General features: G+C 65.9%; 31 protein-coding genes and 1 tRNA gene. 25 read left to right on the plus strand and 7 right to left on the minus strand.

The features are described 5' to 3' along the window. Positions 1-13: 13 nt before the first annotated feature. Positions 14-646: a pyridoxamine 5'-phosphate oxidase gene (gene pdxH / locus DFR43_RS00725; RefSeq protein WP_133595446.1), complete on the minus strand. Its 633-nt coding sequence runs from the start codon at positions 644-646 to the stop codon at positions 14-16. 52 nt (positions 647-698) lie between these two features. Further along, entirely contained in the window at positions 699-1,289 is a 591-nt protein-coding gene (locus DFR43_RS00730) for a gamma-glutamylcyclotransferase (protein ID WP_133595582.1), read from the minus strand. A 67-nt stretch (positions 1,290-1,356) separates the two neighbouring features. Between DFR43_RS00730 and DFR43_RS00735 the strand changes: the two genes are divergently transcribed. The 22 genes from DFR43_RS00735 (at position 1,357) to nagZ (ending at position 20,515) form a co-directional block, all read left to right on the plus strand. Further along, positions 1,357-1,947, plus strand: coding sequence for a YceD family protein (locus DFR43_RS00735; RefSeq protein WP_133595447.1), 591 nt, complete (start codon positions 1,357-1,359; stop codon positions 1,945-1,947). Between the two features lie 147 nt (positions 1,948-2,094). Then, positions 2,095-2,277 carry a 50S ribosomal protein L32 gene (rpmF, locus tag DFR43_RS00740; RefSeq protein WP_133595448.1) on the plus strand — a complete coding sequence of 61 codons (183 nt, stop codon included), beginning with the start codon at positions 2,095-2,097 and terminating at the stop codon, positions 2,275-2,277. Between the two features lie 127 nt (positions 2,278-2,404). Continuing rightward, on the plus strand, positions 2,405-3,457 hold the full coding sequence (plsX, locus tag DFR43_RS00745) for a phosphate acyltransferase PlsX (RefSeq protein WP_133595449.1): 1,053 nt from the start codon (positions 2,405-2,407) through the stop codon (positions 3,455-3,457). A 36-nt stretch (positions 3,458-3,493) separates the two neighbouring features. Next, the gene (locus DFR43_RS00750) at positions 3,494-4,513 is read left to right on the plus strand and encodes a beta-ketoacyl-ACP synthase III (protein WP_133595450.1); all 1,020 of its coding nucleotides are present in this window, start codon (positions 3,494-3,496) and stop codon (positions 4,511-4,513) included. Between the two features lie 39 nt (positions 4,514-4,552). Next, a complete protein-coding gene (gene fabD, locus DFR43_RS00755; RefSeq protein ID WP_133595451.1) occupies positions 4,553-5,500 on the plus strand; it encodes an ACP S-malonyltransferase in 948 nt (315 codons plus the stop codon). Between the two features lie 40 nt (positions 5,501-5,540). Then, complete coding sequence (fabG, locus tag DFR43_RS00760) at positions 5,541-6,290, plus strand: 3-oxoacyl-ACP reductase FabG (RefSeq protein WP_133595452.1); 750 nt, start codon at positions 5,541-5,543, stop codon at positions 6,288-6,290. A gap of 87 nt (positions 6,291-6,377) precedes the next feature. Continuing rightward, a complete protein-coding gene (gene acpP, locus DFR43_RS00765; protein WP_029463374.1) occupies positions 6,378-6,617 on the plus strand; it encodes an acyl carrier protein in 240 nt (79 codons plus the stop codon). Between the two features lie 7 nt (positions 6,618-6,624). Beyond that, entirely contained in the window at positions 6,625-7,869 is a 1,245-nt protein-coding gene (fabF, locus tag DFR43_RS00770; RefSeq protein WP_133595453.1) for a beta-ketoacyl-ACP synthase II, read from the plus strand. A 23-nt stretch (positions 7,870-7,892) separates the two neighbouring features. Next, on the plus strand, positions 7,893-8,348 hold the full coding sequence (locus DFR43_RS00775; RefSeq protein WP_133595454.1) for a hypothetical protein: 456 nt from the start codon (positions 7,893-7,895) through the stop codon (positions 8,346-8,348). A gap of 60 nt (positions 8,349-8,408) precedes the next feature. After that, a complete protein-coding gene (gene rpoE / locus DFR43_RS00780) occupies positions 8,409-9,041 on the plus strand; it encodes an RNA polymerase sigma factor RpoE (RefSeq protein WP_133595455.1) in 633 nt (210 codons plus the stop codon). Positions 9,042-9,074: 33 nt separating this feature from the next. After that, the gene (locus tag DFR43_RS00785; protein WP_133595456.1) at positions 9,075-9,746 is read left to right on the plus strand and encodes a sigma-E factor negative regulatory protein; all 672 of its coding nucleotides are present in this window, start codon (positions 9,075-9,077) and stop codon (positions 9,744-9,746) included. A gap of 12 nt (positions 9,747-9,758) precedes the next feature. Continuing rightward, on the plus strand, positions 9,759-10,781 hold the full coding sequence (locus DFR43_RS00790; RefSeq protein WP_133595457.1) for a MucB/RseB C-terminal domain-containing protein: 1,023 nt from the start codon (positions 9,759-9,761) through the stop codon (positions 10,779-10,781). A gap of 64 nt (positions 10,782-10,845) precedes the next feature. Continuing rightward, complete coding sequence (locus tag DFR43_RS00795) at positions 10,846-12,384, plus strand: DegQ family serine endoprotease (protein WP_133595458.1); 1,539 nt, start codon at positions 10,846-10,848, stop codon at positions 12,382-12,384. A 115-nt stretch (positions 12,385-12,499) separates the two neighbouring features. Beyond that, on the plus strand, positions 12,500-14,311 hold the full coding sequence (gene lepA / locus DFR43_RS00800) for a translation elongation factor 4 (protein WP_133595459.1): 1,812 nt from the start codon (positions 12,500-12,502) through the stop codon (positions 14,309-14,311). A gap of 14 nt (positions 14,312-14,325) precedes the next feature. Then, positions 14,326-15,291 carry a signal peptidase I gene (lepB, locus tag DFR43_RS00805; RefSeq protein ID WP_133595583.1) on the plus strand — a complete coding sequence of 322 codons (966 nt, stop codon included), beginning with the start codon at positions 14,326-14,328 and terminating at the stop codon, positions 15,289-15,291. Between the two features lie 66 nt (positions 15,292-15,357). After that, positions 15,358-15,702, plus strand: coding sequence for a DUF4845 domain-containing protein (locus DFR43_RS00810; protein ID WP_133595460.1), 345 nt, complete (start codon positions 15,358-15,360; stop codon positions 15,700-15,702). A gap of 17 nt (positions 15,703-15,719) precedes the next feature. Further along, positions 15,720-16,403, plus strand: a complete 684-nt coding sequence (gene rnc / locus DFR43_RS00815; protein WP_133595584.1) for a ribonuclease III — start codon at positions 15,720-15,722, stop codon at positions 16,401-16,403. Further along, the gene (era, locus tag DFR43_RS00820; protein ID WP_133595461.1) at positions 16,400-17,404 is read left to right on the plus strand and encodes a GTPase Era; all 1,005 of its coding nucleotides are present in this window, start codon (positions 16,400-16,402) and stop codon (positions 17,402-17,404) included. The genes rnc and era overlap by 4 nt, the downstream gene beginning before the upstream one ends. A gap of 16 nt (positions 17,405-17,420) precedes the next feature. Further along, positions 17,421-18,188: a DNA repair protein RecO gene (gene recO / locus DFR43_RS00825; protein WP_133595462.1), complete on the plus strand. Its 768-nt coding sequence runs from the start codon at positions 17,421-17,423 to the stop codon at positions 18,186-18,188. A gap of 37 nt (positions 18,189-18,225) precedes the next feature. Further along, positions 18,226-19,011, plus strand: a complete 786-nt coding sequence (locus tag DFR43_RS00830; RefSeq protein WP_133595463.1) for a pyridoxine 5'-phosphate synthase — start codon at positions 18,226-18,228, stop codon at positions 19,009-19,011. A gap of 11 nt (positions 19,012-19,022) precedes the next feature. Then, positions 19,023-19,433, plus strand: a complete 411-nt coding sequence (gene acpS / locus DFR43_RS00835) for a holo-ACP synthase (protein WP_133595464.1) — start codon at positions 19,023-19,025, stop codon at positions 19,431-19,433. Beyond that, a complete protein-coding gene (nagZ, locus tag DFR43_RS00840) occupies positions 19,430-20,515 on the plus strand; it encodes a beta-N-acetylhexosaminidase (RefSeq protein ID WP_133595465.1) in 1,086 nt (361 codons plus the stop codon). The genes acpS and nagZ overlap by 4 nt, the downstream gene beginning before the upstream one ends. A 67-nt stretch (positions 20,516-20,582) precedes the next feature. Here nagZ and DFR43_RS00845 read toward each other — a convergent pair whose 3' ends face one another. The 5 genes from DFR43_RS00845 to thiD all read right to left on the minus strand — a co-directional run bounded on the left by DFR43_RS00845 (position 20,583) and on the right by thiD (position 24,761). Continuing rightward, positions 20,583-21,215: an LON peptidase substrate-binding domain-containing protein gene (locus DFR43_RS00845; RefSeq protein WP_133595585.1), complete on the minus strand. Its 633-nt coding sequence runs from the start codon at positions 21,213-21,215 to the stop codon at positions 20,583-20,585. Positions 21,216-21,252: 37 nt separating this feature from the next. Next, entirely contained in the window at positions 21,253-22,125 is an 873-nt protein-coding gene (gene accD, locus DFR43_RS00850; protein WP_133595466.1) for an acetyl-CoA carboxylase, carboxyltransferase subunit beta, read from the minus strand. Positions 22,126-22,334: 209 nt separating this feature from the next. Further along, positions 22,335-22,410 (minus strand) — tRNA-Asn (locus DFR43_RS00855). Positions 22,411-22,480: 70 nt separating this feature from the next. After that, on the minus strand, positions 22,481-23,788 hold the full coding sequence (gene hemL / locus DFR43_RS00860; protein WP_133595467.1) for a glutamate-1-semialdehyde 2,1-aminomutase: 1,308 nt from the start codon (positions 23,786-23,788) through the stop codon (positions 22,481-22,483). Positions 23,789-23,834: 46 nt separating this feature from the next. Beyond that, positions 23,835-24,761 (minus strand): bifunctional hydroxymethylpyrimidine kinase/phosphomethylpyrimidine kinase, encoded by a 927-nt coding sequence (gene thiD / locus DFR43_RS00865; protein WP_133595468.1) that lies wholly within the window; start codon positions 24,759-24,761, stop codon positions 23,835-23,837. A 63-nt stretch (positions 24,762-24,824) separates the two neighbouring features. Between thiD and DFR43_RS00870 the strand changes: the two genes are divergently transcribed. The 3 genes from DFR43_RS00870 to DFR43_RS00880 are packed head-to-tail and all read left to right on the plus strand — an operon-like array spanning position 24,825 to position 25,769. Further along, a complete protein-coding gene (locus tag DFR43_RS00870; RefSeq protein ID WP_133595469.1) occupies positions 24,825-24,998 on the plus strand; it encodes a rubredoxin in 174 nt (57 codons plus the stop codon). Positions 24,999-25,003: 5 nt separating this feature from the next. Further along, entirely contained in the window at positions 25,004-25,402 is a 399-nt protein-coding gene (locus DFR43_RS00875; RefSeq protein WP_133595470.1) for a response regulator, read from the plus strand. Between the two features lies 1 nt (position 25,403). Next, positions 25,404-25,769 carry a response regulator gene (locus tag DFR43_RS00880; RefSeq protein WP_133595471.1) on the plus strand — a complete coding sequence of 122 codons (366 nt, stop codon included), beginning with the start codon at positions 25,404-25,406 and terminating at the stop codon, positions 25,767-25,769. The last annotated feature ends 24 nt before the right edge of the window (positions 25,770-25,793 follow it).

Here is a 25,793-nt window from a genome sequence, read left to right on the forward strand (position 1 = left end):
GCAGGGGCCGTTTTCAGGGCGCCAGCCGCTCGCGCACCCATGCGCCGCCGTCGAGGCGATACTGCAGCCGGTCATGCAGCCGGCTCTTGCGGCCCTGCCAGAATTCCCAGCGGTCTGGCCGCAGCCGGTAGCCGCCCCAGTGCGGCGGGCGGGGCGGCTGCAGCAAGAACTGCGCCCCATACTTGGCGGCGTTGGCCACCAGCACGCTGCGGCTCTCGATCACCTGGCTCTGTGGGCTGGCCCAGGCGCCGATGCGGCTGTCCAGGGGGCGGCTGTGGAAATAGGCATCGCTTTCGGCGTCGTCCACTTTCTCCACCCGGCCCTCGATGCGCACCACCCGCTCCAGTTCCACCCAGTGAAATTGCAAGGCGGCCCAGGGATTGCCGGCCAACTCGCGGCCTTTGCGGCTGTGATAGTTGGTGTACCAGACGATGCCGCGCTCGTCATAGCCCTTGATCAACACCACCCGGGTGCTCGGCCGCAAATCGCTGCCGACGGTGGCCAGCGTCATGGCGTTGGGCTCGGGCAGCTCGCTGCGGAGCGCTTCCTGCAGCCACTGATCGAATTGTTGCAGAGGGTCGGCGTGCGAGGCCTCCTCGCTGAGCTCGGCTTTTTCGTAGCTTTTGCGCAGATCGGCGATGTTCATGTCGCAAGTATGGCACGCCGATGCGGACGGGTTGCCTTGGCCGTTTCAGGTTTCAGAGCCCATGGGCATGGCGCAACAGCCGCTCCAGCCCCCGGTCGCGGATGCCCAGGGCATGGAGCTGTTCCAGGGTTTGGCGGGCATACTCCAGCGTGGTGCCATAGCGGCCGCGGGCGTCCTGAAAAATCTGCCGCAGTTCCTGCGCCGACAGCTCGCCCGTGTAGCTCGGGCTGCGCCGCGACAGAGTGAAAGCGAGCGCGCTGACGCTGCCCTCGCCGCTGTGGCAACGCAGCCAGCGCGGGTCGTACACGGGGTTGGGCATTTCGCGGTCCCAGAGCCGGGGCAGCATCTCGGGCACCTCCCGGGCCGGCACCCGCAGCGCGACGCCGCGGCAACTGCCCCCCGGCAGCAATGCCAGCACCAGCCCAGGGCGCTGCGGCGTGCCCCGGTTGACGCGGCTCCACATCTTCAGCGCCCGGTGGTAGCCGTGCACCGAGGCGATGCGGCGCTCGGCCACGGGGAAATCGGTTTTCCAGATCAGCGAGCCATAGGCAAACAGCCACAGGTCGGGGCAGCCTTGCCGCTGCCAGTGGGTCAGCGTCTGGTGCAGCAGGGTTTGGGCGCAGCGCGGCGGGTGGCCAGGCATGGGCAGGGGGCAAGCGGTGGGAGGCATTCGAATTTAGAATCACCAAGCATTATTCATACCCGATTTCATGACTTCGAGTTCCCCGGTTTTTTCCGCGCAGGCGCTGGACGTGCGTCGCCTGGCCCGCGCCCATGGCGTCATGCAGGGAGCCGTTGCGCTGGCCGATCTGCCGCGCTGGCGCGAGGACGCGCCCGAGTGGCCGCAGGCCGATGCGGCGGCCGCGTTGCAGCTGGACTGGCAGGCCCGCGCCGAGCTGCGCACCCCGCCCGGGGGGGCGGAGCAGGTCTGGCTGCGCCTGACGTTCACCGGACAGGTGCCTCAAATTTGCCAGCGTTGCCTGTCGGTCTATCTGCAGCCGCTGGCGGTGGACCGCTGGTTCCGTTTCGTGGCCGATGAAGCCACCGCCGAGGCCGAGGACGACGACGCCGAGGAGGATCTGCTGGTCTGGACGCCGCGCTTCAACCTGCTGGAACTCGTCGAAGACGAGCTTTTTCTGGCCTTGCCGCTGGTGCCCATGCACGACGTCTGCCCGCAGGCACTGCCCACCGAAGCCGTGGATGCCGATTTCCATCAGGCCGAGCGCCCCCACCCGTTTGCCGCGCTCGCCGCGCTCAAGGGGCGGGCCGGCCGCCCAGGGCCGGGACAGGAGGATGCGTGAGCTGCTTGATCGAAACCGGTGTGACTGGTTATAATGCAGAGTTTCGCGCTGGCCTGAAGAGTCAAGTTTTGGCTGGTGCAGTTGACTGTCGTCTGTTTTTTCTTGTTCCAGGCCGAGAGGCCCCAGCCTTTTTCACAGGAGCCGACCATGGCTGTCCAGCAAAACAAAAAGTCTCCTTCCAAGCGCGGCATGCACCGTTCGCACAACGCCCTGACTGCGCCCGGCATCGCCGTGGAGCCCACCACCGGGGAAGTGCATCTGCGCCATCACATCAGCCCCAACGGCTTCTACCGTGGCCGTCAGGTGCTGAAGAACAAATCCGAGGCCTGATTCCAGGTGCCGCGGGCGTCCTGTCGGGCGCCGTTGGCCATGAAGGCCCGCATGCCGCATGCGGGCCTTTTGCGTCTGTAGGGCCGGCGCGGGCCGGCTCGCTGTGCAACCGTCTGAAAGACTGTTCATGATCACCATTGCGGTGGATTGCATGGGGGGCGACCACGGGCCTGGCGTCACCCTGCCAGCTTGCGCGGCCTTCCTGGCCTCCCACCCCGATGCCCGGCTCTTGCTCGTTGGTCGGCCCGAGGTGCTGCAACCGTTGCCGGCCGGCTTGGATCCGGCCCGTTGTACCGTGGTGCCGGCCACCGAAGTGGTGGCCATGGACGACCCGGTGGAGGTCGCGCTGCGCCGCAAGAAGGATTCGTCCATGCGGGTGGCCATCACCCAAGTGAAAGACGGGGTGGCTCAGGCCGCCGTGTCGGCGGGCAACACCGGGGCCCTCATGGCCATCGCCCGCTACGTCCTCAAGACGCTCGACGGCATCGATCGCCCTGCCATCGCCACGCAGATGCCCAACGCCAAAGGCCAGGCCACCACCGTGCTCGACCTGGGGGCCAACGTGGATTGCACCGCCGAGCATCTGCTGCAGTTCGCGGTCATGGGCTCGGCGCTGGTGGCCGCCAGCGGCCGGCAGTCGCCCACCGTGGGGCTGCTCAACATTGGCGAAGAAGTCATCAAGGGCAACGATGTCATCAAGCAGGCCGGGGCGCTGCTGCGTCAGGCCGCCGAGCGCGGCGACCTGAATTTTCACGGCAATGTCGAGGGCAACGACCTGTTCAAGGGCACGACGGACATCGTCGTCTGCGACGGTTTCGTGGGCAACGTGGCGCTCAAGGCCAGCGAGGGGCTGGCCAGCATGATCGGCGGCTTCATCCGTGAGGAGTTCTCGCGCAACCTCTTCACCCGTCTGGCGGCCGTGGTGGCCTGGCCGGTATTGCGTTCGTTCAAGCGCCGGGTGGACCACCGCCGGTATAACGGGGCGGCGTTGCTGGGTTTGCGCGGGCTGGTGTTCAAGAGCCATGGCTCGGCCGATGCCTTCGCGTTCGAGCAGGCCCTCGTGCGGGCGTATGATGCGGCCCGTAACCAGTTGCTGGAACGGGTGCGTGCTCGCATCGCCCGGGCGGCGCCTTTGATGGCCCCTGCCGATGCCGTGGCCCAGCCAGCGCCGAATCCTTGAACGCCGCGGCCGCGCGGCATTCAGCACACGCATTTCATGAAACGCTATTCCCGCATCACCGGCACCGGCAGCTATCTGCCGCCACGGCGCCTGAGCAATCACGACATGGTGGCCCTGCTGGCCGCCCGTGGCATCGAAACCAGCGACGAGTGGATCGTCGAGCGCACCGGCATTCGCGCCCGTCACTATGCGGATGACGGGGTCAACGCCAGCGACTTGGCGCTGGCGGCCTGCCAACAGGCTTTGCAAGCCGCGGGGCGGCAGGTGGGCGACATCGACCTCATCATCGTCGCGACCTCGACCCCGGACATGGTGTTTCCGTCCACAGCGGCCATTTTGCAGCACAAGCTCACCGAGGCCGCGCTGGCGCAGGGGCAGCCAGGCGCAGCCGGTGGGGCGGCCTTTGACGTGCAGGCCGTCTGCAGCGGCTTTATCTACGCCCTGACCGTGGCCGACGCCATGATCCGCGCGGGGGCCGCGCAGCGGGCCTTGGTGGTGGGGGCCGAAGTGTTTTCCCGCTTGCTGGATTTCAACGACCGCACCACCTGCGTCCTGTTCGGCGACGGGGCCGGGGCCGTCGTTCTGGAAGCCGTGGAGCACGACGGTCAGGGCCCGGGCGTGCTGGCCAGCGACATCCACGCCGACGGGCGTCACAGCGGCATCTTGTGTGTGCCCGGCACCGTCAGTGGCGGGCAGGTGCTGGGCGACCCGCTGCTGAAGATGGACGGCCAGGCCGTGTTCAAGCTGGCCGTCGGCTTGCTGGAAGACGCCGCCCGCGCTGCACTGGCCAAGGCGGGCAAGCAAGACGCCGACATCGATTGGCTGATCCCGCACCAGGCCAACATCCGCATCATGCAGAGCACGGCCCGCAAGCTCAAACTGCCCATGGACAAGGTGGTGGTGACCGTGCACGAGCACGGCAACACCTCGGCCGCGTCCATCCCCCTGGCGCTGGACCATGCCGTGCGTCAGGGGCAGGTCCGGCCCGGTCAACTGCTCATGCTCGAAGGCGTGGGTGGCGGCTTCACCTGGGGGGCCGTGTTGCTGCGTTTCTAAAAGGGCGCCAGCCGCCCTTGCATCGAGGAGAGAACAAGCATGACTTTCGCATTCGTGTTTCCGGGCCAGGGCTCGCAAGCCGTGGGGATGCTGGACGCCTGGGGCGACCATCCGGCCGTCGTCGAGACGCTGCAGGAGGCTTCCGACGCCTTGGGCGAGGACGTGGGGCGGCTCATTCATGAGGGCCCCAAGGAAGCGCTGGCCCTGACCACCAACACCCAGCCGGTGATGCTGGTGGCTGGCGTGGCGGCATGGCGGGTCTGGCGTGCCGAAGGCGGGGCCTTGCCCGCCGTCGTGGCCGGGCATTCGTTGGGCGAGTACTCGGCCCTGGTGGCGGCGGGCGTGCTCACGCTGGCACAGGCGGCTCCGCTGGTGCGTTTCCGTGCCCAGGCCATGCAGGAGGCCGTGCCCGTGGGCACCGGCGCCATGGCGGCCATTCTGGGCATGCCGGCCGAGCAGGTGCGCCACGGCTGCGCCGAGGTGCAGGCGGGTTTTGGCGCAGGCAGTGGCGAGGTGGTCGAGGCCGTGAATTTCAACGATCCGGTGCAGACCGTCATCGCCGGCACCAAGGCGGCGGTGGACAAGGCTTGCGAAGTGCTCAAGGCCAGCGGCGCCAAGCGTGCGCTGCCGCTGCCCGTCTCTGCGCCGTTTCACTCCAGCCTCATGAAGCCGGCGGCCGAACGCCTGAAAGAGCGGCTCGCGGCCACCCCCTTGGCCGCGCCACAGATTCCGGTGCTCAACAACATCGACGTGGCGGTGCAAACCGACCCCGACTCCATCCGCGACGCCTTGTATCGGCAATCCTTCGGGCCGGTGCGTTGGGTCGAATGCGTGCAGGCCATCAAAGCCCGCGGCGTGGCCACCGTGGTCGAGTGCGGGCCCGGCAAAGTGCTGGCGGGCATGGTCAAACGCATCGATCCGGAACTGGCCAGCGCCGCGCTGTACGATCCGGCCACGCTCGCCGAAGTCCGTGCCCTGCTGGCCTGATTGGCCGCTCGGCATTCACCGCAGCAACCAAGGAGTCAACGTGTCTGAAATCACCTTCGCGGGGCAAGTGGCCCTGGTCACCGGCGCATCGCGTGGCATTGGCGCGGCCATCGCGCTCGAACTCGCCCGTCGTGGGCTGAAGGTCATCGGCACGGCCACCACCGAAGAAGGGGCGGCCAAAATCACCCAGGCCCTCTCGGCCCACGAGGGGTGCCGCGGCGCCAAGCTCGACGTCAACCATCTCGCCGAGGCCGAAGCCCTGATCGATGCCATCGTCAAAGAGCACGGGGCGCTGCATGTGCTGGTCAACAACGCGGGCATCACCCGCGACATGCTGGCCATGCGCCTCAAAGACGAGGACTGGGACGCCGTGCTCGACACCAACCTCAAGGCCGTCTTCCGCATGAGCCGTGCCGTCATCAAACCCATGATGAAGCAACGTTACGGCCGCATCATCAGCATCACCAGCGTGGTGGGGGCGTCTGGCAACCCGGGCCAAGCCAACTACGCCGCGGCCAAGGCCGGGGTGGCCGGCATGACCCGCGCCCTGGCGCGGGAACTGGGCAGCCGAAATATCACCGTCAACTGCGTGGCCCCCGGTTTCATCGAGACCGACATGACCGCGGCCTTGCCCGAAGCGCAGCAGCAAGCCTTGCTGAGCCAGATTCCGCTGGGCCATCTGGGCAAGCCCGCCGACGTGGCCCACGCCGTGGCCTATCTGGCCAGTCCGCAGGCCGCTTACGTGACGGGGCAGGAACTGCACGTCAACGGCGGCATGTTCATGGCCTGATAACATTCGCCCCCAGCCGTTGCGCAGGGGCCTTGCAGGCCCCGGCTAAAATGGCGTGACTGTTTTCAACCACCCTTAGAGGGAACTATGAGCGATATCGAAGCACGTGTGAAGAAAATCATTGCCGAGCAACTCGGCGTGGAAGAGTCCCAGGTGACCAATGAGAAGGCTTTCGTGGCCGATCTGGGCGCCGACTCGCTCGACACCGTGGAACTGGTGATGGCCCTCGAAGACGAATTCGGCATCGAGATCCCCGACGAAGACGCCGAGAAGATCACCACCGTGCAGCACGCCATCGACTACGCGCTGGCGCACCAGAAGGGCTGATTTGCCGATGAGCCGCCGCCGTGTCGTCGTGACCGGTCTGGGCTGCATTTCCCCCGTGGGCAACACGGTGGATCAAGCCTGGGCCAATCTGATCGCCGGGCAATCCGGCATCGACCTCATCACCAAGTTCGACGCTTCCAACTTCGCCTGCAAGATCGCCGGTGAAGTCAAGGGCTTCGACCTGGAGTCCTACATCAGCGCCAAAGAGGCGCGGACGATGGACACCTTCATCCACTACGGCATCGCCGCCGCCGTGCAGGCGGTGCAGGACGCCGGCCTGCCCACGGGCGAGGCGCTGGGTGAGGAAGAGGCGTGCCGCATCGCCTGCATCATCGGTTCCGGCATCGGCGGTCTGCCCTTGATCGAAGAAACCCACGCCGAACTGCTTCATCGCGGCCCACGCCGCATCTCGCCGTTCTTCGTGCCGGCCTCGATCATCAACATGATTTCCGGGCACGTGTCCATGCGTTTCGGCTTCAAGGGGCCAAACCTCGCCGTGGTCACGGCCTGCACCACGGGGTTGCATTGCATCGGTGAGGCGGCCCGCAAGATCGAATACGGCGACGCCGACGTGGTGATCGCCGGCGGCGCCGAGTCCACCGTCTCCCCCTTGGGCATCGGTGGTTTTGCCGCCATGCGCGCCCTGTCCACCCGCAACGACGACCCGAAAACCGCCTCCCGCCCGTGGGACAAGGACCGCGACGGCTTCGTGCTGGGCGAGGGCGCCGGCGTGATGGTGCTGGAAGAGTACGAGCGCGCCAAGGCCCGCGGTGCCAAGATTTATGCCGAACTGGCCGGTTACGGCATGAGCGCCGACGCCGGGCACATGACCGCGCCCAACATGGATGGCCCGCGCCGCGCCATGCTCAACGCTCTGCGCAATGCCGGCCTCAATGCCGACGAGGTGAACTACCTCAATGCCCACGGGACCTCCACCCCGCTGGGCGACATCAACGAATCGAATGCGATCAAAGCCGCGCTCGGCGACCATGCCAAACACATCGTGGTCAGCTCCACCAAGTCCATGACCGGCCACTTGCTCGGTGGGGCAGGGGGCATCGAGAGCGTGTTCACCGTGCTGGCCGTGCACCATCAGCAGTGCCCTCCGACCATCAACATCTTCAACCAGGATCCCGAATGCGACCTGGACTACTGCGCCAACGTGGCGCGTGACATGAAGATCGACGTGGCGCTGAAGAACAACTTCGGCTTCGGTGGCACCAACGGTACGCTGGTGTTCAAGCGCGTCTGAGCGGGGCGCCCCTGGCCAACGGCATGAAGGGGCCGCCCGATCTGAGCTATCCCTGTGGCGCTGCCCACCACGAGGCGCTGGGCTTCTGGCTGTTGGCGCTGCTGTGGGCCAGTGGGCTGACCGTGTGGGCCTTGACCACGCAAACGAGCGATTTGCCCGGGGCCTGGTGGTTCTCGGCGGTGGCCGGGGTGGCCTGCATGGGCTGGGGGCTCTGGCGCGTGCCACATCGGTGCCCAGGCACGTTGATCTGGGCCAATGACGCCCGTGGTCGTGGGCGCTGGGTGCTGAGCCGGCAGGATGGCGCTGCCCGGCCACAGCACCTGGAGCGGTTGCAGGTCGTGCTCGACATGCAGTCCAGCCTGCTGTTGCGGGCGACCGCCCCCGATGGGACGCCGCATTGGATCTGGCTCCACCGCCGCGATGCCCCGCCGCATTGGCATGCCTTGCGGCGGACCGTCTTCAGCCAAGCCACCCCTTGATGGCGCCCGGGCGCCGCCTGGCGTCTTGTTGATCGGTTATATTTGCCGGCCAGATTCCGCATGTCCGACCCGAACGCCACCCCTCCCGATGCCGACTTTTTGCTGGTGCAGCGCACCCTGGCAGGGGATCAGCGCGCCTTCGAGATGTTGGTCGTCAAATACCAGCGGCGGGTAGAGCGGCTGGTGGGGCGCATGGTCAGGGATGCCGACTTGGTGCAGGACATTGCCCAGGAAACCTTCATCCGCGCCTACCGCGCCCTGGGCCAGTTCCGCGGCGAGGCCCAGTTCTACACCTGGCTGTACCGCATCGCGGTCAATACCGCCAAAAAGCAGCTCATGGAACTCAAGCGCGACCCGGTCGTGCTGATGAGTTCGCTCAAGTCGTCGGAAGACGATGAAACTTCTGCCGTCGAGCACGAACTAAACGCTCAGGTGGCCGACGCCGAGACGCCCGAAGCGGTGCTGGCGAGCAAGGAAATCGCCGAAGCCGTCAACGCCGCCATGGAGGCCCTGCCCAAGGAATTGGGGCAGGCCATCACCTTGCGCGAAATCGAGGGGCTGAGTTATGAGGAGATCGCGCAGGCGCTGGATTGCCCCATCGGCACCGTTCGCTCGCGGATTTTCCGGGCTCGGGAGGCCATTTCGGCGCGGATCAAGCCGTTGCTGGAGCGGCAGACCGGCAAGCGCTGGTGAAGTCGGCCCCAGGTTTTTTGGAAGTGTATGACCATGCAGACATCGCACACCCCCCCAGCCCCGGCAACGCCGCAGGGCTTGAACCGTCTGTCCGAGGTGGACGACGGGGTGTCACTGCCTGAGCAACTGTCGGCCTTGTTCGATGGTGAGTGCTCGGTCTTGCAGACGCAGGCCCTGACGGTGGCCTATGCCGAATCGGCCGAACTGCGGCAGACCTGGGCGAGCTATCACTGCATCGGCCATGCGCTGCGCGCCGAGAGAGAGGCGCCGGCGAACCCGGCGTTCGTGGCCGGCGTGATGGCCCGTATCGCGCACGAAGGGGTGCGGCCCGCGCCGGCTCAGCCGCTGGGGCAGGCGACGGCAGGTGGCGCTGGCGTGATTGCGCCGGCCACGGCAGACGAAGCGGCCAACGACGCGGTGTTCCGCTGGAAGATGGTGGCCGGCTTGGCCTCTTTGGTGGCCGTGGCGGCCGTGGCTTGGCAGATGGTGGCTGCGCCGTCGAGCGCGGCCGGTCCGCAGTTGGCCCAAGCGCCGGCTGCCGTGCAGGCGCCTTTGCAGGCGGTGGTCACGCCGCAAGGGGTGATGCTGCGCGATCCCCAGCTCGAAGAGCTCCTGGCTGCCCATCGCCAGTTCGGCGGCATGTCGGCCTTGCAGATGCCGGCCGGTTTCCTGCGCAACGCCACCTACGAAGCGCCCCAGCGCTGAAGCGTCAGGCCCATGAGCAAGCGTACCGAACGTCTGGGTTGGGTGTGGGGGCTGGGGTTGGCTGGGCTGCTGGCGGCCGCGCCCGCGCATGCCCAGGTGCCGGCGGCCAAGGAAGCCGGCGCCGTGGTGGCAGCGGTCACCGAAATGAGCATTCGCGATTGGCTCGAACGCTTGCACGAGGCGTCGCGCCGTCGCGCATACATCGGGACCTTCGTGGTGTCCAGCGGTTCGGAGATGGCCGTCTCCAAAATCTGGCATGTCAGCGACGGGGTGCAGCAGATGGAGCGGATCGAGACGCTCACCGGCGCCCCTCGCACCACCCTGCGCCGCGACGACGAGGTGCTGACCTTCGTGCCGGATCAGAAGCTGGTGCTCAAGGAGCGTCGAGAGGCGCTGCGTCTGTTCCCGGACCTGCTGCGCGCGCCGGGCCAGAAAATCGAATCGTTTTACAGCGCCCGCGCATTGGGCATTGAGCGGGTAGCGGGTTTCGATGCCATGGTGGTGGACTTCATCCCGCGCGATCACCTCAGGCACGGCTATCGCATCTGGTCGGAAAAAAACACCGGGCTGGTGGTGAAGATGCAGACCCGCAATGCCGAAGGCCGGGTGCTGGAACAGGTGGCCTTCACCGAGTTGCAACTCGATGCGCCGGTGCGCATGGATGTGCTGGCGCGGCAGATGGAAAACACCGCGGGCTACCGGGTGATCCAGCCCGAATGGCGCAAGACCACGCCCGAGGCCCAGGGCTGGCGGCTCAAGACCGAGGTGCCCGGCTTTCAGTCCATGAGCTGCCACACCCGTGCCGAGCCTTCAGCGCCCAGCACCGTGCAATGGGTGTTTTCCGACGGGCTGGCTTCGGTGTCGCTGTTTCTGGAAACCTTTGATCCGAGGCGACACACCAAAGAGGCAACCGCTGCCGACGGCGCCACCCACTCCGTGTCCAAACGGGTGGGAGACCACTGGGTGACAGCGCTGGGCGAAGTGCCGGCCGAAACGCTGGGGCTGTTCATCCAGGCGCTCGAGCGCACGCGCTGAGCCTTGAATGGCGTGTCATGGCCGCCATCTGGCAGCGGATGGCTCTGACTGATTGGGAGAGGATATGTCTTCAACGCCTGTGAAACAGCCAATTCGACGCTATGCGGTGGCCGGCGTGGCCGCGCTGGGCCTGGTGGCCGTGCTGTGGTCGGTGAACCACGGCGTCGTGGGGGCACAGCCCGCCGCGGTGGCCAACCCGGTCGCGCCGGTGACGCCTTTGCAGCCAGCGCCGGTGGAGGTGCGTGGCCTGCCCGATTTCACCGTCCTCGTCGATGCCGTCGGGCCGGCCGTGGTCAATATCCGCACCATCGAGCGGGTGCGCCGTGGGGCGGCGCCCACCACCCCCGACGAGCAGATGCTGGAATTCTTCCGCCGCTTCGGCATCCCGGTGCCGCCTGGCATGACGCCGCGCACACCCCAGCCGCGGCAGGAGCGCGGGCCCGAGATCGAGCGTCCGCGCGGTGTGGGCTCGGGCTTCATTTTGAGCGCCGACGGCTTCATCATGACCAATGCGCACGTGGTCGATGGCGCCGACCAGGTGGTCGTTACCCTGGCCGACAAGCGCGAGTTCACCGCCCGGGTGGTCGGTTCCGACCGGCGCACCGACGTGGCCGTGGTCAAGATCGAAGCCGAAGGGCTGCCGGCCGTTCGCATTGGCGATGTCAACCGGCTGCGGGTGGGCGAGTGGGTCATGGCCATTGGCTCGCCCTTCGGGCTGGAGAACACCGTGACGGCCGGCATCGTCAGCGCCAAGCAGCGCGACACCGGCGACTACCTGCCTTTCATCCAGACCGACGTGGCCATCAACCCGGGCAATTCGGGCGGCCCGCTGATCAACATGCGCGGCGAAGTGGTCGGGATCAATTCCCAGATTTACAGCCGTTCCGGCGGCTTCATGGGCATTTCCTTTGCCATCCCCATCGACGAAGCGGTGCGCGTGGCCGATCAGCTCCGCGCCACCGGCCGGGTGACGCGCGGACGCATCGGGGTGGCCATCGATGCGGTCAACCGTGAACTGGCCGAGTCGCTGGGTCTGCCCAGGGCCGAAGGGGCCTTGATTCGGGGCGTGGAAAACAACTCGCCAGCGGCCCAGGCCGGTATCGAGCCGGGCGACGTGATCCTCAGCTTCGATGGCAAGCCGGTCGAAAAGTCCTCGGACCTGCCGCGCATCGTCGGCAACACCGCGCCGGGGGCCAAAGCCCAGGTTCGGGTGTGGCGCCGTGGGGCCGAGCGCACCCTGACCGTGACCGTGGGGGCTTTCGAGGATGAGCAGGTGGCCCGTGCCGGCAACGCTCCCCAGGCGCCCCAGGCCACGCAGGCGGCCGACACGTTGGGCTTGACCGTGCGCGAGCTCACGGCCGCCGAGAAGCGCGAGCTCCAGGTGGAGGGCGGCGTGCTCATCGTCAATGCGGACGGGCCGGCAGCGCGGGCCGGGCTGCGGGAAGACGATGTGGTCGTCGGCGTGGGCAATCGGCAGGTCCGCAGCATGGCCGATTTCCAGGCGGCCGTCGCGGCGCTGCCCAAGGACCGCCCGATCAACGTGCTGATTCGTCGGGGTGACTGGGCGCAATACGCCCTGATCCGGCCCGAGCCGCCGCGCTGAGGCGCGCGTCGAACAGGCCGAGCCCTTACAATGAAGGGTTGACCGCTGGCGCTGCCGTCGCTGGCCACGGGCGCGTCCCCGTCGACGCGCCCGTTTCGTTTTTGAGTTCTCAGCGATGAATCACATCCGCAACTTTTCCATCATTGCCCACATCGACCACGGCAAATCCACCCTGGCCGACCGTCTGATCTCGCGCTGTGGGGGCTTGAGCGACCGTGAGATGAGCGAGCAGGTGCTCGACTCCATGGACCTGGAGAAGGAGCGGGGCATCACCATCAAAGCGCAGACGGCGGCCCTGCAGTACACCGCCCGCGACGGCAAGACCTACAACCTCAACCTGATCGATACCCCGGGGCATGTGGACTTTTCCTATGAAGTCAGCCGCAGCCTGAGCGCCTGCGAAGGGGCCTTGCTGGTGGTCGATGCCAGCCAGGGCGTGGAGGCCCAGACCGTGGCCAACTGCTACACCGCGCTCGACCTGGGCGTGGAGGTGTTGCCGGTACTCAACAAGATGGACCTGCCGCAGGCCGACCCCGATCGCGCCAAGCAGGAAATCGAGGACGTCATCGGCATCGACGCCACCGAAGCCATTCCCTGCTCGGCCAAGACCGGCATGGGCATCGATGACATTCTGGAGCTGGTGGTGGCCAAGGTACCGCCGCCGCGCGGCAACCCCGATGGGCCGTTGCGGGCCATGATCATCGACAGCTGGTTCGACAACTACGTCGGCGTGGTGATGCTGGTGCGGGTGGTGGACGGCCGCCTCAACAAGGGCGATCGCATCAAGCTCATGGCCACCGATGCCCAATACCAGGCCGAGAAACTGGGTGTGTTCACGCCGCGCAACGAGCCGCGTGACTGCCTCAACGCCGGCGAAGTGGGCTACGTGATCGCCGGCATCAAAGAGCTCAAGGCCGCCAAGGTGGGCGATACGCTGACCGCGGTCAGGACCAGTAGCGGCGCCCACCTGCCCAGCGCGGCCGAGCCGCTGCCCGGCTTCAAGGAAGTCAAGCCCCAAGTTTTCGCCGGGCTTTATCCCACCGAGGCCAGCGAGTACGACCAACTGCGCGATGCGCTCGAAAAACTCCAGCTCAACGACGCCGCCCTGCATTTCGAGCCCGAAGTCTCACAGGCGCTGGGCTTTGGTTTTCGCTGCGGCTTCCTGGGCCTGCTGCACATGGAAATCGTGCAGGAGCGGCTGGAGCGCGAGTTCGACCAAGACCTCATCACCACCGCGCCCAGCGTGGTCTATGAAGTGGTCAAGGGCGACGGCGAAGTGGTCATGGTGGAAAACCCCTCCAAAATGCCGGAGCAGGGGCGCATCCAGGAAATCCGCGAGCCCATCGTCACCGTCCATCTGTACATGCCGCAAGAATACGTCGGTCCGGTGATGACGCTGTGCAACCAAAAGCGCGGCGTGCAGCTCAACATGGCCTACCACGGCAAGCAGGTCATGCTCACCTACGACCTGCCGCTGGGCGAGATCGTGCTGGACTTCTTCGACAAGCTCAAGTCCGTCAGCCGCGGCTATGCCTCGATGGACTACGAATTCAAGGAGTACCGTCCGTCCGACGTGGTCAAGGTCGATATCCTTCTCAACGGCGATCGGGTCGATGCCTTGTCCATCATCGTGCACCGCAGCCAGGCGCAGTTCCGCGCCCGCGCCGTGGTGGCCAAGATGCGTGAAATCATCAGCCGCCAGCAGTTCGACGTGGCCATCCAGGCCGCCATCGGGGCCAACATCATTGCCCGCGAGACGGTCAAGGCGCTGCGCAAGAACGTGCTGGCCAAGTGCTACGGCGGCGACATCACCCGCAAGCGCAAGCTGCTGGAAAAGCAAAAGGCGGGCAAGAAGCGCATGAAGCAGATAGGCACCGTGGAAGTGCCGCAAGAAGCGTTTCTGGCCATCCTGCAAGTGGAGGAATGATGAACGAACAGAACATGAGCGCGATCACGGGCGTGGTGCTGGCGGCCTTCGTCGGCTACGGCTTGGCCTGGTACCTCGGGGCCATCGAGGGCAACTTCGCCTTGTTGCTGCTGCTGGCCGTGGTGGTGACCGGCGCTTACTGGGTGGCCGAGAAGGTGTATTTCCAGCCCCAGCGCCGGGCCGCCGCCGAGCGGCTGGTGGCCGAACACACCCAGCGCCAGGCCGAGCTCGCCCGCATGGGCGTGCAGGCCGATGCGGTAGACATCGAAGCGGCGCGCCAGAAACTGCTCATGCAGCCCTGGTGGCTGGACTGGACCGCCGGGTTGTTTCCCGTCATCCTCGTCGTGTTCGTGCTGCGATCTTTTCTGTTCGAGCCGTTCAAAATTCCCTCGGGCTCCATGATCCCCACCTTGCACGTGGGCGACCTGATCCTGGTCAACAAATTCCACTACGGCGTGCGCCTGCCGGTGGTCAACACCAAGATTCTGGCCAACCACGAGCCGCAGCGCGGCGATGTGATGGTGTTTCGCTATCCGCCGCAGCCCAGTCTGGACTACATCAAGCGCGTCGTTGGCGTGCCGGGCGACGAGGTGGCCTATCTGAACAAGCAACTGTTCATCAACGGCGAGCCCGTGGCCAAGGAGCCGCTGCCCGAGTTCTACGACAGCGGCAGCATGCGCTACGCCCAGCAGTTCGCCGAAACCCTGGGCGGGCGCCACTATCGCACGCTCAATGACCCGGATCGTCCGGCCTTCATCCCGGGGACCGTGGACTTTCCCCACAAAGACCAATGTCGCTACAGCGTCGAAGGGGTGGTGTGCACCGTGCCGGCGGGGCACTATTTCCTGATGGGGGACAACCGCGACAACTCGCTCGACTCCCGCTTCTGGGGCTTTGTGCCGGAAGCCAATATCGTGGGCAAGGCCTTTTTCGTGTGGATGAATTTCGGCGATTTGAGCCGGATCGGCCGTTTTGAATGACAAAAATGCCGAAAGGCTCCGCACTTTGATTAAGATGTGCGCATTCTTCGACATTGGAGCGACGGCATGAGGCACCAGCAACGCGGAATCACGTTCATCGGCATTGTTTTGATCGGTATCGTGGTGGCGGTGGTCGGTGTGGTGGCGGCCCAGGTGGCGCCTACGTATCTGGAGTACCAGTCCATCATGCGTGCCGCCCAGCGTGCGGCCGATTCCGGGGGGACCGTCGCCGAGATCCGCGCCGCTTTCGATCGCTCCAAGGCGGCCGATTATTTCGACGCCATCAGCGGCCGGGATCTGGAAATCACCAAGGTCAATGAGCGGGTGGTGGTGGAGTTCGCTTACGAGCGCGAAATCCATCTCGTGGGGCCCGCCTATCTGGTGATGAAATACCAAGGGCGTACCCGTTGACCGGAGCCGTGTCCGCGTTGCCCCCGGATTTGCTGGCGCTGCAGACGCGCATCGGCCATCGCTTCGCGCAGCCGGCGCTGCTGCTGCGTGCCCTGACGCACCGCAGCCACTCGGCCGATCATTACGAACGGCTGGAGTTTCTGGGTGACTCGGTGCTCGGTCTGGCCATCTCCACCCTGTTGTACGAGCGGCTGAGCCGCCAAAGCGAAGGGGACCTTTCCCGCATCCGGGCCAACCTCGTCAAGCAAGACACCCTCCATGAACTTGCCCAGCGGCTGGACTTGCCGCGCCTGCTGCGCCTGGGCGAGGGGGAGGTGCGTTCTGGCGGCCGGCAGCGGCCATCCATTTTGGCCGATGCCCTGGAGGCGTTGATTGGCGCCGTGTACCTCGATGCCGGTTTTGAGGCGGCCCACGCCGTGGTGCGCCGCCTCTACGCCGAGGTGGACCTCAGCCCCGGCCAAAGCGCCCAGGGCAAGGACGCCAAGACCGCCTTGCAGGAGTGGCTGCAGGGGCGCAAAATGAAGCTTCCCACCTACCATGTGGTGGCCACGCACGGCCAGGCGCACCGCCAGACCTTCGAGGTGTTGTGCGAAGTGACCGAATGGGGCTGCACCGCTCGCGGGCAGGGGCCTTCGCGTCGGGCGGCCGAGCAGGTGGCCGCAGCTGCCATGCTCGATCTGTTGAAACAACGAACCGGATGAACCCACCTCCCCCTCCTTCGCCCGCACAGGACGACCTCGAAGCCATGCTGGCCCGGGCGCTGCGCAAGCCCGTCCCCGATACCGAGCCCGCCGGCGCGTCCATGCCCGAGCCCGCGGCGGGGCCGAAACGCTGCGGTTTCGTGGCCATCGTGGGCAAGCCCAACGTGGGCAAGTCCACCCTGCTCAATGCCCTGGTGGGGCAGAAGATCAGCATCACTTCGCGCAAGGCACAGACCACGCGCCACCGCATCACCGGCGTGCGCACGGTCGGGGCCACGCAGTTCGTGTTCGTGGACACGCCGGGTTTCCAGACCCGGCACGGCAATGCCCTGAACCGTTCCCTCAACAAGGCGGTGCTGGGAGCCGTCTCGGACGTGGATGTGATCGTCTTCGTGGTGGAGGCCGGGCATTTCAACCTGGCCGATGCCAAGGTGCTGGCCTTGCTGCCGGCGGGCATTCCGGTGATTCTGGTGGCCAACAAACTGGACATGGTGCACCGGCGCGGCGAACTCGCCCCCTGGCTGCGCAGCATGCAAGAGCGGCACCCGTTTGCGGAATACGTGCCGATGTCGGCCAAAAATGCCAAGGATATCCAGCGCTTCTACGCCATTGTCGAAAAATACCTGCCCGAGCAGGATTGGATGTACGACCCCGATGAGCTGACCGACCGCAGCGAACGCTTCATGGCTGCCGAAATGGTGCGTGAAAAGCTGTTCCGCCTCACGGGGGACGAACTGCCTTACACCTCCACGGTGGTCATCGACCGCTTCGAAGAAGAGGGCAAGCTGCGCCGCATTGCGGCCACGATCGTGGTCGAGCGTGAAAGCCACAAAGGCATGGTCATCGGCGAGAAGGGCGAAAAGCTCAAGCGCATTGGCACCGAAGCCCGCCAGGAACTGGAAAAGCTCTGGGATGGCAAGGTGTTTCTGGAGCTTTGGGTGAAGGTGCGCTCGGGCTGGGCGGATGATGAAGCCCGCGTGCGCTCGTTCGGTTACGAGTGAGCAGGAACAGCCCCGTATGGCCAAGGCGTCGGCGCGGCAGCCGCGTGTGCACGACGAGCCCGCTTTTGTCCTGCACCGGCACGATTGGAGCGAGTCCAGCCTGATTTTGGAGGTGTTCAGCCGGCACCATGGCCGGGTGGCGCTCGTGGCCAAGGGGGTCAAGCGGCCGACCTCGCAATTTCGCGCCGTGCTGCTGCCGTTGCAGCCCTTGCGGCTCGGCTGGGGCGGGGATGCCGAAGTCCGCACCCTCAAGTCGGCGGCATGGCAAGGTGGGCAACTGATGCCCCAGGGCGATGCCTTGCTGGCCGGGTACTACCTCAACGAACTGGTGCTCAAACTGCTGGCCCGCGACGATCCGCATCCGGTCTTGTTCGACCATTACAGCCTGGCTGTGGCGGCGCTGGCCCAAGGCATGGCTCAGGCCGTGGTGCTGCGGGCGTTTGAGCTGTTGCTGTTGCGTGCTGCCGGGTTCTTGCCCGCGCTGGACCAGGAGGGAGGCACGCTGGCCCCCCTGCGGCCCGGGGGGGGCTATCGGTTGTGGCCAGAGCAGGGGCTTCATGCGCTCACGGGCGGGCATCCGGCCGCTTGCGATGGCGCCTTCTGGGCCGCGCTGGAGGCGGGCTTACAGTCGGCGCAACCGTTTCTGGCCCTGTGCCAGGTGGTGCAAGGCGATCGCACCGGGGCGCTGCGGCGGCAGTTGCGCGATGTGCTGCACTACCATAGCGGGGTGCGCGTGTTTCAGACGCGCCAATTGCTGGCCGATGTGCAGCGCCTTGCCGGGTGATGCCGCCGACCGGTTTGCCTGCTGGAGCAGTTTCCTCATGAGCCCCATCGGTTCCGTCCACACGGCGCTGTCCGTCAATGTCAACAAGGTCGCGCTGGTGCGCAATACCCGTCATCTGGGCATTCCCAGCGTCACCCGGGCTGCCGAGCTCTGTCTGCAGGCGGGCGCGCACGGCATCACCGTGCATCCACGGCCTGACGAGCGCCATATCCGCTGGCACGACGTGTTCGATCTGGCCGAATTGCTGCGGCAGTGGCCCGGGCGCGAATTCAACATCGAGGGCAACCCATTCCACAACCTGCTGGAGGTGGCGCGCGAGGTCAAGGCCCGTGGCTTGCCGCTGCATCAGCTCACGTTCGTGCCCGACAGCGTGGACCAGTTCACCAGCGATCATGGCTGGCGCTTCCCTGAGGACGCCTCCCGGTTGAAGCCGGTCATCGCGCAGGCCCGGGCGCTGGGCGTGCGCATCAGCCTGTTCATGGACGCCGAGGCCGACGCGATGGCGGCAGCCAGCGCCGTGGGGGCCGACCGGGTCGAACTCTACACCGAACCCTATGCCGCGGCCTATGCCCAAGGCCCGGCCGCCGCCGAGGTGCAATGGCGCCGTTTTGCCGCCGCTGCCCAGGCCGCGCTCGATGCGGGCTTGGGCGTCAACGCCGGGCACGACCTCAACCGCGACAACCTCACGCCGTTTTTGCGCCGGGTGCCGGGGGTCAGCGAAGTCTCGATTGGCCACGCCCTGATTGCCGATGCGCTGGAACTGGGCTATACCGCCACCGTGCGAGCCTATCTGGACGCCATCGGGGCGGCCCAGCAGGGGTGAAGGCCGCAGGCATGATCTACGGCATCGGCAACGACATTTGCGACGTGCGCCGCATCCAGGCCAGCGTGCAGCGGCATGGCGAGCGGTTCGCCGCCCGGGTGCTGGGGCCGCAAGAGTTGACGGTCTGGCGTCAGCGCAGCCAGCGCTGGCCGCAGCGCGGCATCCGCTATCTGGCCACCCGGTTTTCGGCCAAAGAGGCGTTCAGCAAAGCCATTGGCCTGGGCATGCGCACGCCCATGACCTGGCGCGACTGTGAAATCCTCAACCATCCCAGCGGGCAGCCCTATCTGCGGCTGCACGGCGCCCTGAAGGCGTGGTTCGAGTCCCGTCGCTTGCGCGCCCACGTCAGCGTCAGTGACGAATCCGATTACGCCACCAGTTTCGTGGTGGTCGAGCAACAAACCGTCCTTACTGCCTCATGATGCCCCATGCCCCTCTCATCATCGACGTGGCAGGCACCCGCCTGACCAAAGCCGACAAACGCCGCCTGGCCCACCCGCTGGTGGGCGGCGTGATCCTGTTTGCCCGCAACTGGCAAGATCGCGAGCAACTGAGCCGGCTGTGCCGTCAGATCAAGAAAATCCGGCCCGACGCGCTGATTGCCGTGGACCACGAAGGCGGGCGGGTGCAGCGGTTTCGCACCGATGGCTTTACCCATCTGCCGCCCATGCGCGCCTTGGGGCAGATGTGGTTCGATCCCCATGCCCGCGATGCAGCGGCTGCGGCGCTAGCGGCTTGCAATGCCGCCACGGCCACGGGCTATGTGCTGGGCGCCGAATTGCGGGCCTGCGGCGTGGATTTGAGCTTCACGCCCGTGCTCGATCTGGACCATGGCCGCAGCGCGGTGATTGGCGACCGCGCGTTTGCCCGGGATGCGCGGGTGGTCACGCTCCTGGCCCAGGCGCTGATGCACGGCCTGCTGCAAAGCGGGATGCGCCACTGTGGCAAGCATTTTCCGGGGCACGGCTACGTGCAGGCCGACTCGCACGTGGACATCCCGGTGGACGAGCGTTCGCTCGATGACATCCTCGCCGACGACGCCGCCCCCTATGGCTGGCTCAATGCCAGCTTGAGCAGCGTGATGCCGGCCCACGTGATTTATCCCCAGGTGGACCGCCGGCCAGCGGGGTTTTCGAGCCGCTGGTTGGAGGACATCCTCCGCGGCCGGCTCGGCTTCACCGGGGCGATTTTCAGCGATGACCTCAGCATGGCGGGCGCGCGCCAGATCGATGGACGCGAAATCGGCTACACCGAGGCCGCCATCGCCGCGCTGCAGGCCGGCTGTGACATGGTGTTGCTGTGCAACCAATCGGTGGAGGATGACGGCAGCCCGATCGACGACCTGATCGATGGTTTGAGCCAGGCGGTCATCGAAGGCCGCTGGCAGCCGCGGGGGGCCAGTGAGCAGCGTCGCCTGGCCTTGCTGCCCCAGGGCCCGGCTTTGCCTTGGGACGAACTCATGGTGGACGAACGCTACATGCACGCGCTGAGCTTGCTGCCGTGAATTGCGCAGCGCCCTTCTGGTCGCGCATGGCGTCCCCCAAGAGGGTGAGACGCTGGGGCGCCCGGCTTCAGTGGGCAATGCCCAGCTGCTCCAGCGCATCACCCACCAGTTCCAGCCGCAGCAGCGGGCTGTCCAGGGTCAAGAGCTGTTGTTTGGTCGAGTTGGGCAAAGGCAGGAGCTCCGCCCAGCGGTTGGCCAGCCAGCCGGCATCCTGCCACTGGGGCGAGGTGGGGTCTGCGGGTGCCGGTAGCATGCCGGGATGTTCGGTCTGCAGTCGTGTGTAGAGCTGGTGCAACGCCTGGGCCATGCCCGCCAGTTCGGCGGGCACGGGCACCGGCACGTCGGCTGGCAGCAGGCCGATGCGGGCCGTCCACAGGCCATGCCGCTGTTTTTCACGCTGCTCGATGCGAAACCGCTGCGTGCCTTCGCAGACCACCACCAGCAGGCCCGGGCGGACCGTTTGGAGATCGACGATACGGGCCAGGGTGCCGATGGTCTCGAAAGACTCTTGCAGAAACCCTTCGCCAGCGGCGCGGTCGCGCTGCTGCACCTCATGCCCCTGGGTCAGGCAGACCACGCCGAACGGCGCGCCTTCCCGGTGGCAGCGACGGATCATGTCGAGGTAGCGAACCTCGAAGATCTGCAGGGGCAGATAGCCGCCCGGGAACAAGACGGTGCCCAGCGGAAACAGGGGCATCATGTCCACGGCGCCCGCCTTCGGTGCAGCGCCGCCCGGCTCAGGCCACGGCGTCGGCGCTTTGCCGCTGCAGCATGGCCAACACGTTGGCCACGGTCGAACGCAACTCGCGGCGATCGCAAATGAAGTCCACCGCCCCCTTGGTTTGCAGGAACTCGGCGCGCTGGAAACCCTCGGGCAGCTTGACGCGCACGGTGTTTTCGATCACGCGCGGGCCGGCAAAGCCAATCAAGGCCTTGGGCTCGGCAATCACCACGTCGCCCATGAACGCAAAGCCTGCGCTGACGCCGCCCATGGTCGGGTCGGTCAGCACGCTGATGTAGGGCAGCCCACGCTTGGCCAGGCGGGTCAGCGCCGCATTGGTCTTGGCCATCTGCATGAGGCTGAGCAAGCCTTCCTGCATGCGGGCGCCGCCGGTGGCGGTGAAGCAGATGAACGGGACTTTTTGCTCGATCGCCGTTTCCACGCCACGCACGAAGCGCTCACCCACCACCGAACCCATGGAGCCCCCCATGAAGTCGAACTCGAAGCACGCGGCCACCAGTTCGATGCTCATCACCGAGCCGCCCATCACGATGAGGGCATCGGTCTCGCCGGTGGCTTCCAGGGCTTCCTTGAGGCGTTCGGGGTATTTGCGGCTGTCTTTGAATTTCAGCGCGTCCACAGGAATGACTTCCTGCCCGATTTCGTAGCGGCCTTCGGCGTCCAGAAAGGCGTCGAGCCGCGCACGCGCACCGATGCGGTGGTGATGCGCGCAGTGCGGGCAGACGTTCTGGTTTTTCTCCAGATCGTTTTTGTAGAGCACGGCCTCGCAACTCGGGCACTTGATCCACAGGCCTTCCGGGATGCTGCGGCGCTCGGCCGGATCGGTGCGGGAAATCTTGGGCGGCAACAGCTTTTCAAGCCAAGACATGGGTTCTCCTTGCGAACGGACTGGGAGGGATTATCCCGCAGTCGGGGCAGGGTGGGGCAAGCGGGTGGAGCCTTCGGCATGAGGCCCTGGCTGGCGGGCGTGCGTGCGGCCACCCTGCAGCCATCCCGCGCTTCAGAATGGCAAACGTTCAACATGAGAACGTTCATAATGACTCAGCCCGCGCAAAGGCGGGCTGAGTCATGGATTGTTGGCTCCCCAACCTGGGCTCGAACCAGGGACCTACGGATTAACAGTCCGGCGCTCTACCGACTGAGCTATTGGGGAACTGAAGCTGAAATTATAGCACGGCAGATCGTCGCGGCTTCCTCGAACTGGTCACCGGGGATGGCGCCCGTCATGACGTTCGTCGCAGCTCGGCCAGCACCTCGCGGGCGGCCGCCACGGTGGCGGCGATGTCGTCTTCGCTGTGGGCGGCGCTGACGAAGCCGGCTTCGTACAGTGCCGGCGCGAAGTAGATGCCACGCGCCAGCATGCCGTGGAAGAAGCGGTTGAAGCGCTGCGCGTCCGTGCGCATGACGCTGGCGTAGTTTTGCGGCAGTTCCTCCATCAAGAAGAAGCCAAACATGCCGCCCTGGCTGTCGCCGCACAGCGCAACGCCGGCCTCTTGCGCTGCCTGGGTCAGGCCCTGAATCAGACTTTGGGTGCGTTGCGACAGGGCTTCGAAGAAGCCGGGTTTCTGGATTTCGCGCAAGGTGGCCAGGCCGCAAGCCGTGGCCACCGGGTTGCCACTGAGCGTGCCGGCCTGATACACCGCGCCCAATGGGGCGAGTTGCTCCATGACGGCCCGCTTGGCACCGAACGCGGCCAGCGGCATGCCGCCACCGATGACCTTGCCCAGCACGGTGATGTCGGGCTCGAAGCCCGGGATGGCCTGGGCATACAGGCTCTGGGCACCGCCCAAAGCGACGCGGAAGCCGGTCATGACCTCATCAAAGGCCAGCAGGGCGCCGTGCTGGCTGCACAGTTCGCGGCAGCGCCGAATGAAAGGCACGCTGGCGCGCACGAAATTCATGTTGCCGGCGATGGGCTCGATCATCAGGCAAGCAATATCGGCGCCGTGCTCGGCGAACGCGGCTTCGAGCTGCTGCAGGTTGTTGTATTCCAGCACCAGGGTGTGTTGCACCACTTCGGGCGGCACGCCGGCGCTGGTCGGGTTGCCGAACGTGGCCAAGCCAGAGCCGGCTTTGACCAGCAGCGCATCGGCATGTCCGTGGTAGCAGCCTTCGAACTTGATGATTTTTTTGCGTCCCGTGGCGCCACGCGCCAGCCGGATGGCGCTCATGCCGGCCTCGGTGCCGGAGCTCACCAGACGCACCATCTCGATGCTGGGCACCAGGCGGATGATCTCCTCGGCCAATTCGACTTCGCGTTCCGTGGGCGCGCCAAAGCTGAAGCCGTCGCGGGCGGCTTGCTGCACCGCCTCCAGCACGGCCGGGTGGCCATGCCCCAAGATCATCGGGCCCCAGGAGCCGATGTAGTCGATGTAGCGCTGGCCGTTGGCGTCCCAGAAGTAGGCGCCTTGGGCACGTTGGACGAAGCGCGGCGTGCCGCCCACGGCTCTGAATGCCCGCACCGGGGAGTTGACGCCCCCGGGGATGAATTGTTTGGCACGGTCGAAAAGCTCTTGGTTGCGGTCTGTCATGATGCAAAAAAACGATGGAAGGCAGTGAGGCGATGGGCCTGGGGGCTCAATGCGGCGTCTGGCCGCCGGGGAAACGTTCGAGTTCGTGGGCCGGTGCCTCGGCGGCTTCGCCCGACGGCTCCTCGCCATCTTCATGGGCCCAGAACAGGCGGTCGGGCACGGCGTGGCCCATGCCGGGCTGGAAGCCCGCGTCCAGGCATTGGTCGAGGTAGGTGAGCGCTTCGGCGCAAGCGCCTTGCAGATCGCTGTCGTTGGCCAGCAGGGCGCACAGGGCGGCAGAGAGGGTGTCGCCAGCGCCGGTGAAGGTGGCTTCGAACCGCTCGTAGCGGGCGGTGGCCAGCACGGTTTCGGGCGAGGCGAGGTGACTTTCCAGAAACTGGTCGGGGGCGTTGAAGCCGGTCACCAGGGTGTAGGGCGTGCCGAATTCGGCGGCGGCCTTGGCCAGATCGCGTGGTCCAGGGGGGCGGTCGTCCGCCCAGTCTGGCAACAGCCAGCGGCACAGGGTATTGTGGTTGCCCACCAGCACGCTCACCTGAGGCAGCAGCAGTTCGGCGAAGGCGTCCAGATAGTTTTCGCGCTCCACCTCGTCCCACCAGGCCAGTTCGGGCATGTAGCCGATCACGGGCACGTCGGCATAGTCACTCAGCAACTCTGCAATCGTGCTGAGGTTTTCGGTGCTGCCGGCAAAGCCCACCTTGATCGCTTTGACGCTGGTGTCTTCGAGCACGCAACGGGCCTGCTCCTCCACCGCTTCCTCATCGAGCGCGATGTGGTGGTGAATGCTGCGGGTGTCGCGCACGTAGGTGCCGGTGACCACGGGCAGCACATGGCAGGACGCGCTGGCCATGGCCGTGAGGTCGGCGGCCAGCCCGCCAGCGCCGCTGGGGTCGTTGGCGTTGAAGCTCATCACGCAGGGCAGGGAGGCTTCGACGGGCACGGGAGCGGGCGACGGCGTGTCGGAGGAAAAGGTCATGCGCGGGACGGGCCGTGTTGCCTATATACAATGGGCCCATTCTAAGACAAGCGTTGTTCGACCATGAGTGCAAGCAAAACCTGGATGTGCCTGATCTGCGGCTGGATCTACGACGAAGAGGCGGGGGCGCCAGACCACGGGATCGCGCCGGGCACCCGCTGGGAGGACGTGCCCTTGAACTGGACGTGCCCGGAATGCGGGGCACGCAAGGAAGATTTTGAGATGGTGCAGATCTGACGCATATGGCAACCCAGGGCGCCTCCCTGAGAAAAATCCTGGTGGTTGATGACAGTCAAACGGTCAGGCGCAGCGCCGAGATGTTTCTCCGCCAGGAAGGCCACGAGGTGCTGCTGGCGGAAGACGGCTTCGAGGCTTTGGCCAGAATCCATGACTTTGGTCCGGATTTGGTTTTTTGCGACATCCTCATGCCCCGCCTGGACGGGTATCAGACTTGCGCCATCATCAAACAGAATGCCCGCTTTTCATCCACCCCGGTGGTGATGCTGTCCTCCAAAGACGGCGTGTTCGACAAGGCCCGAGGCCGCATGGTGGGAGCGCAGCATTATTTGACCAAACCTTTTACCAAAGAAGAGTTGCTGCTGGCCATCAGGCAGTTTGCGGCAGAGCCCCGCGGAGGTTGAGATGCCCATCAAGAAAATACTGATCGTTGACGATTCCAAAACGGAACGCATGGCCTTGGCCCAAATATTGAGCAAGGGGGGCTATGCCGTCTCGGCGGCCGAAGGCCCGGATGAGGCGCTTGCCCGTCTGGCGCAAGACAAACCCGATCTCATCCTGATGGATGTGGTCATGCCCGGCGGCAATGGTTTTCAGTTGACTCGTACCATTTCCCGCAATCCCGATTACGCGGACATTCCTATCATCATCTGCACCAGCAAAGGGCAGGAAACCGATCGCGTCTGGGGCATGCGGCAAGGTGCCCGAGATTACATCGTCAAACCGATCAATGGCGATGACCTGATTGCCAGAATACAGGCTTTGGGTTGACGGCATAACGAATCAGAGGGGGAG

The sequence above is a fragment of the Tepidicella xavieri genome, assembly GCF_004363315.1.
In the GTDB taxonomy this organism is placed as follows: domain Bacteria; phylum Pseudomonadota; class Gammaproteobacteria; order Burkholderiales; family Burkholderiaceae_C; genus Tepidicella; species Tepidicella xavieri.

Bases quoted from the DNA above. Each gene is read 5' to 3' on its own strand.
- DFR43_RS00730 (WP_133595582.1), bottom strand. From the start codon at position 1,289: ATGCCTGGCCACCCGCCGCGCTGCGCCCAAACCCTGCTGCACCAGACG.
- DFR43_RS00880 (WP_133595471.1), top strand. From the start codon at position 25,404: ATGCCCATCAAGAAAATACTGATCGTTGACGATTCCAAAACGGAACGC.
- nagZ (WP_133595465.1), top strand. From the start codon at position 19,430: ATGATGCCCCATGCCCCTCTCATCATCGACGTGGCAGGCACCCGCCTG.
- DFR43_RS00845 (WP_133595585.1), bottom strand. From the start codon at position 21,215: ATGATGCCCCTGTTTCCGCTGGGCACCGTCTTGTTCCCGGGCGGCTAT.
- fabD (WP_133595451.1), top strand. From the start codon at position 4,553: ATGACTTTCGCATTCGTGTTTCCGGGCCAGGGCTCGCAAGCCGTGGGG.
- DFR43_RS00830 (WP_133595463.1), top strand. From the start codon at position 18,226: ATGAGCCCCATCGGTTCCGTCCACACGGCGCTGTCCGTCAATGTCAAC.
- lepA (WP_133595459.1), top strand. From the start codon at position 12,500: ATGAATCACATCCGCAACTTTTCCATCATTGCCCACATCGACCACGGC.
- accD (WP_133595466.1), bottom strand. From the start codon at position 22,125: ATGTCTTGGCTTGAAAAGCTGTTGCCGCCCAAGATTTCCCGCACCGAT.
- era (WP_133595461.1), top strand. From the start codon at position 16,400: ATGAACCCACCTCCCCCTCCTTCGCCCGCACAGGACGACCTCGAAGCC.
- DFR43_RS00870 (WP_133595469.1), top strand. From the start codon at position 24,825: ATGAGTGCAAGCAAAACCTGGATGTGCCTGATCTGCGGCTGGATCTAC.
- DFR43_RS00775 (WP_133595454.1), top strand. From the start codon at position 7,893: ATGAAGGGGCCGCCCGATCTGAGCTATCCCTGTGGCGCTGCCCACCAC.
- fabF (WP_133595453.1), top strand. From the start codon at position 6,625: ATGAGCCGCCGCCGTGTCGTCGTGACCGGTCTGGGCTGCATTTCCCCC.
- DFR43_RS00795 (WP_133595458.1), top strand. From the start codon at position 10,846: ATGTCTTCAACGCCTGTGAAACAGCCAATTCGACGCTATGCGGTGGCC.
- acpP (WP_029463374.1), top strand. From the start codon at position 6,378: ATGAGCGATATCGAAGCACGTGTGAAGAAAATCATTGCCGAGCAACTC.
- rpmF (WP_133595448.1), top strand. From the start codon at position 2,095: ATGGCTGTCCAGCAAAACAAAAAGTCTCCTTCCAAGCGCGGCATGCAC.
- acpS (WP_133595464.1), top strand. From the start codon at position 19,023: ATGATCTACGGCATCGGCAACGACATTTGCGACGTGCGCCGCATCCAG.
- DFR43_RS00810 (WP_133595460.1), top strand. From the start codon at position 15,358: ATGAGGCACCAGCAACGCGGAATCACGTTCATCGGCATTGTTTTGATC.
- rpoE (WP_133595455.1), top strand. From the start codon at position 8,409: ATGTCCGACCCGAACGCCACCCCTCCCGATGCCGACTTTTTGCTGGTG.
- thiD (WP_133595468.1), bottom strand. From the start codon at position 24,761: ATGACCTTTTCCTCCGACACGCCGTCGCCCGCTCCCGTGCCCGTCGAA.
- hemL (WP_133595467.1), bottom strand. From the start codon at position 23,788: ATGACAGACCGCAACCAAGAGCTTTTCGACCGTGCCAAACAATTCATC.
- DFR43_RS00750 (WP_133595450.1), top strand. From the start codon at position 3,494: ATGAAACGCTATTCCCGCATCACCGGCACCGGCAGCTATCTGCCGCCA.
- pdxH (WP_133595446.1), bottom strand. From the start codon at position 646: ATGAACATCGCCGATCTGCGCAAAAGCTACGAAAAAGCCGAGCTCAGC.
- DFR43_RS00785 (WP_133595456.1), top strand. From the start codon at position 9,075: ATGCAGACATCGCACACCCCCCCAGCCCCGGCAACGCCGCAGGGCTTG.
- DFR43_RS00875 (WP_133595470.1), top strand. From the start codon at position 25,004: ATGGCAACCCAGGGCGCCTCCCTGAGAAAAATCCTGGTGGTTGATGAC.
- DFR43_RS00790 (WP_133595457.1), top strand. From the start codon at position 9,759: ATGAGCAAGCGTACCGAACGTCTGGGTTGGGTGTGGGGGCTGGGGTTG.
- plsX (WP_133595449.1), top strand. From the start codon at position 2,405: ATGATCACCATTGCGGTGGATTGCATGGGGGGCGACCACGGGCCTGGC.
- DFR43_RS00735 (WP_133595447.1), top strand. From the start codon at position 1,357: ATGACTTCGAGTTCCCCGGTTTTTTCCGCGCAGGCGCTGGACGTGCGT.
- lepB (WP_133595583.1), top strand. From the start codon at position 14,326: ATGAGCGCGATCACGGGCGTGGTGCTGGCGGCCTTCGTCGGCTACGGC.
- recO (WP_133595462.1), top strand. From the start codon at position 17,421: ATGGCCAAGGCGTCGGCGCGGCAGCCGCGTGTGCACGACGAGCCCGCT.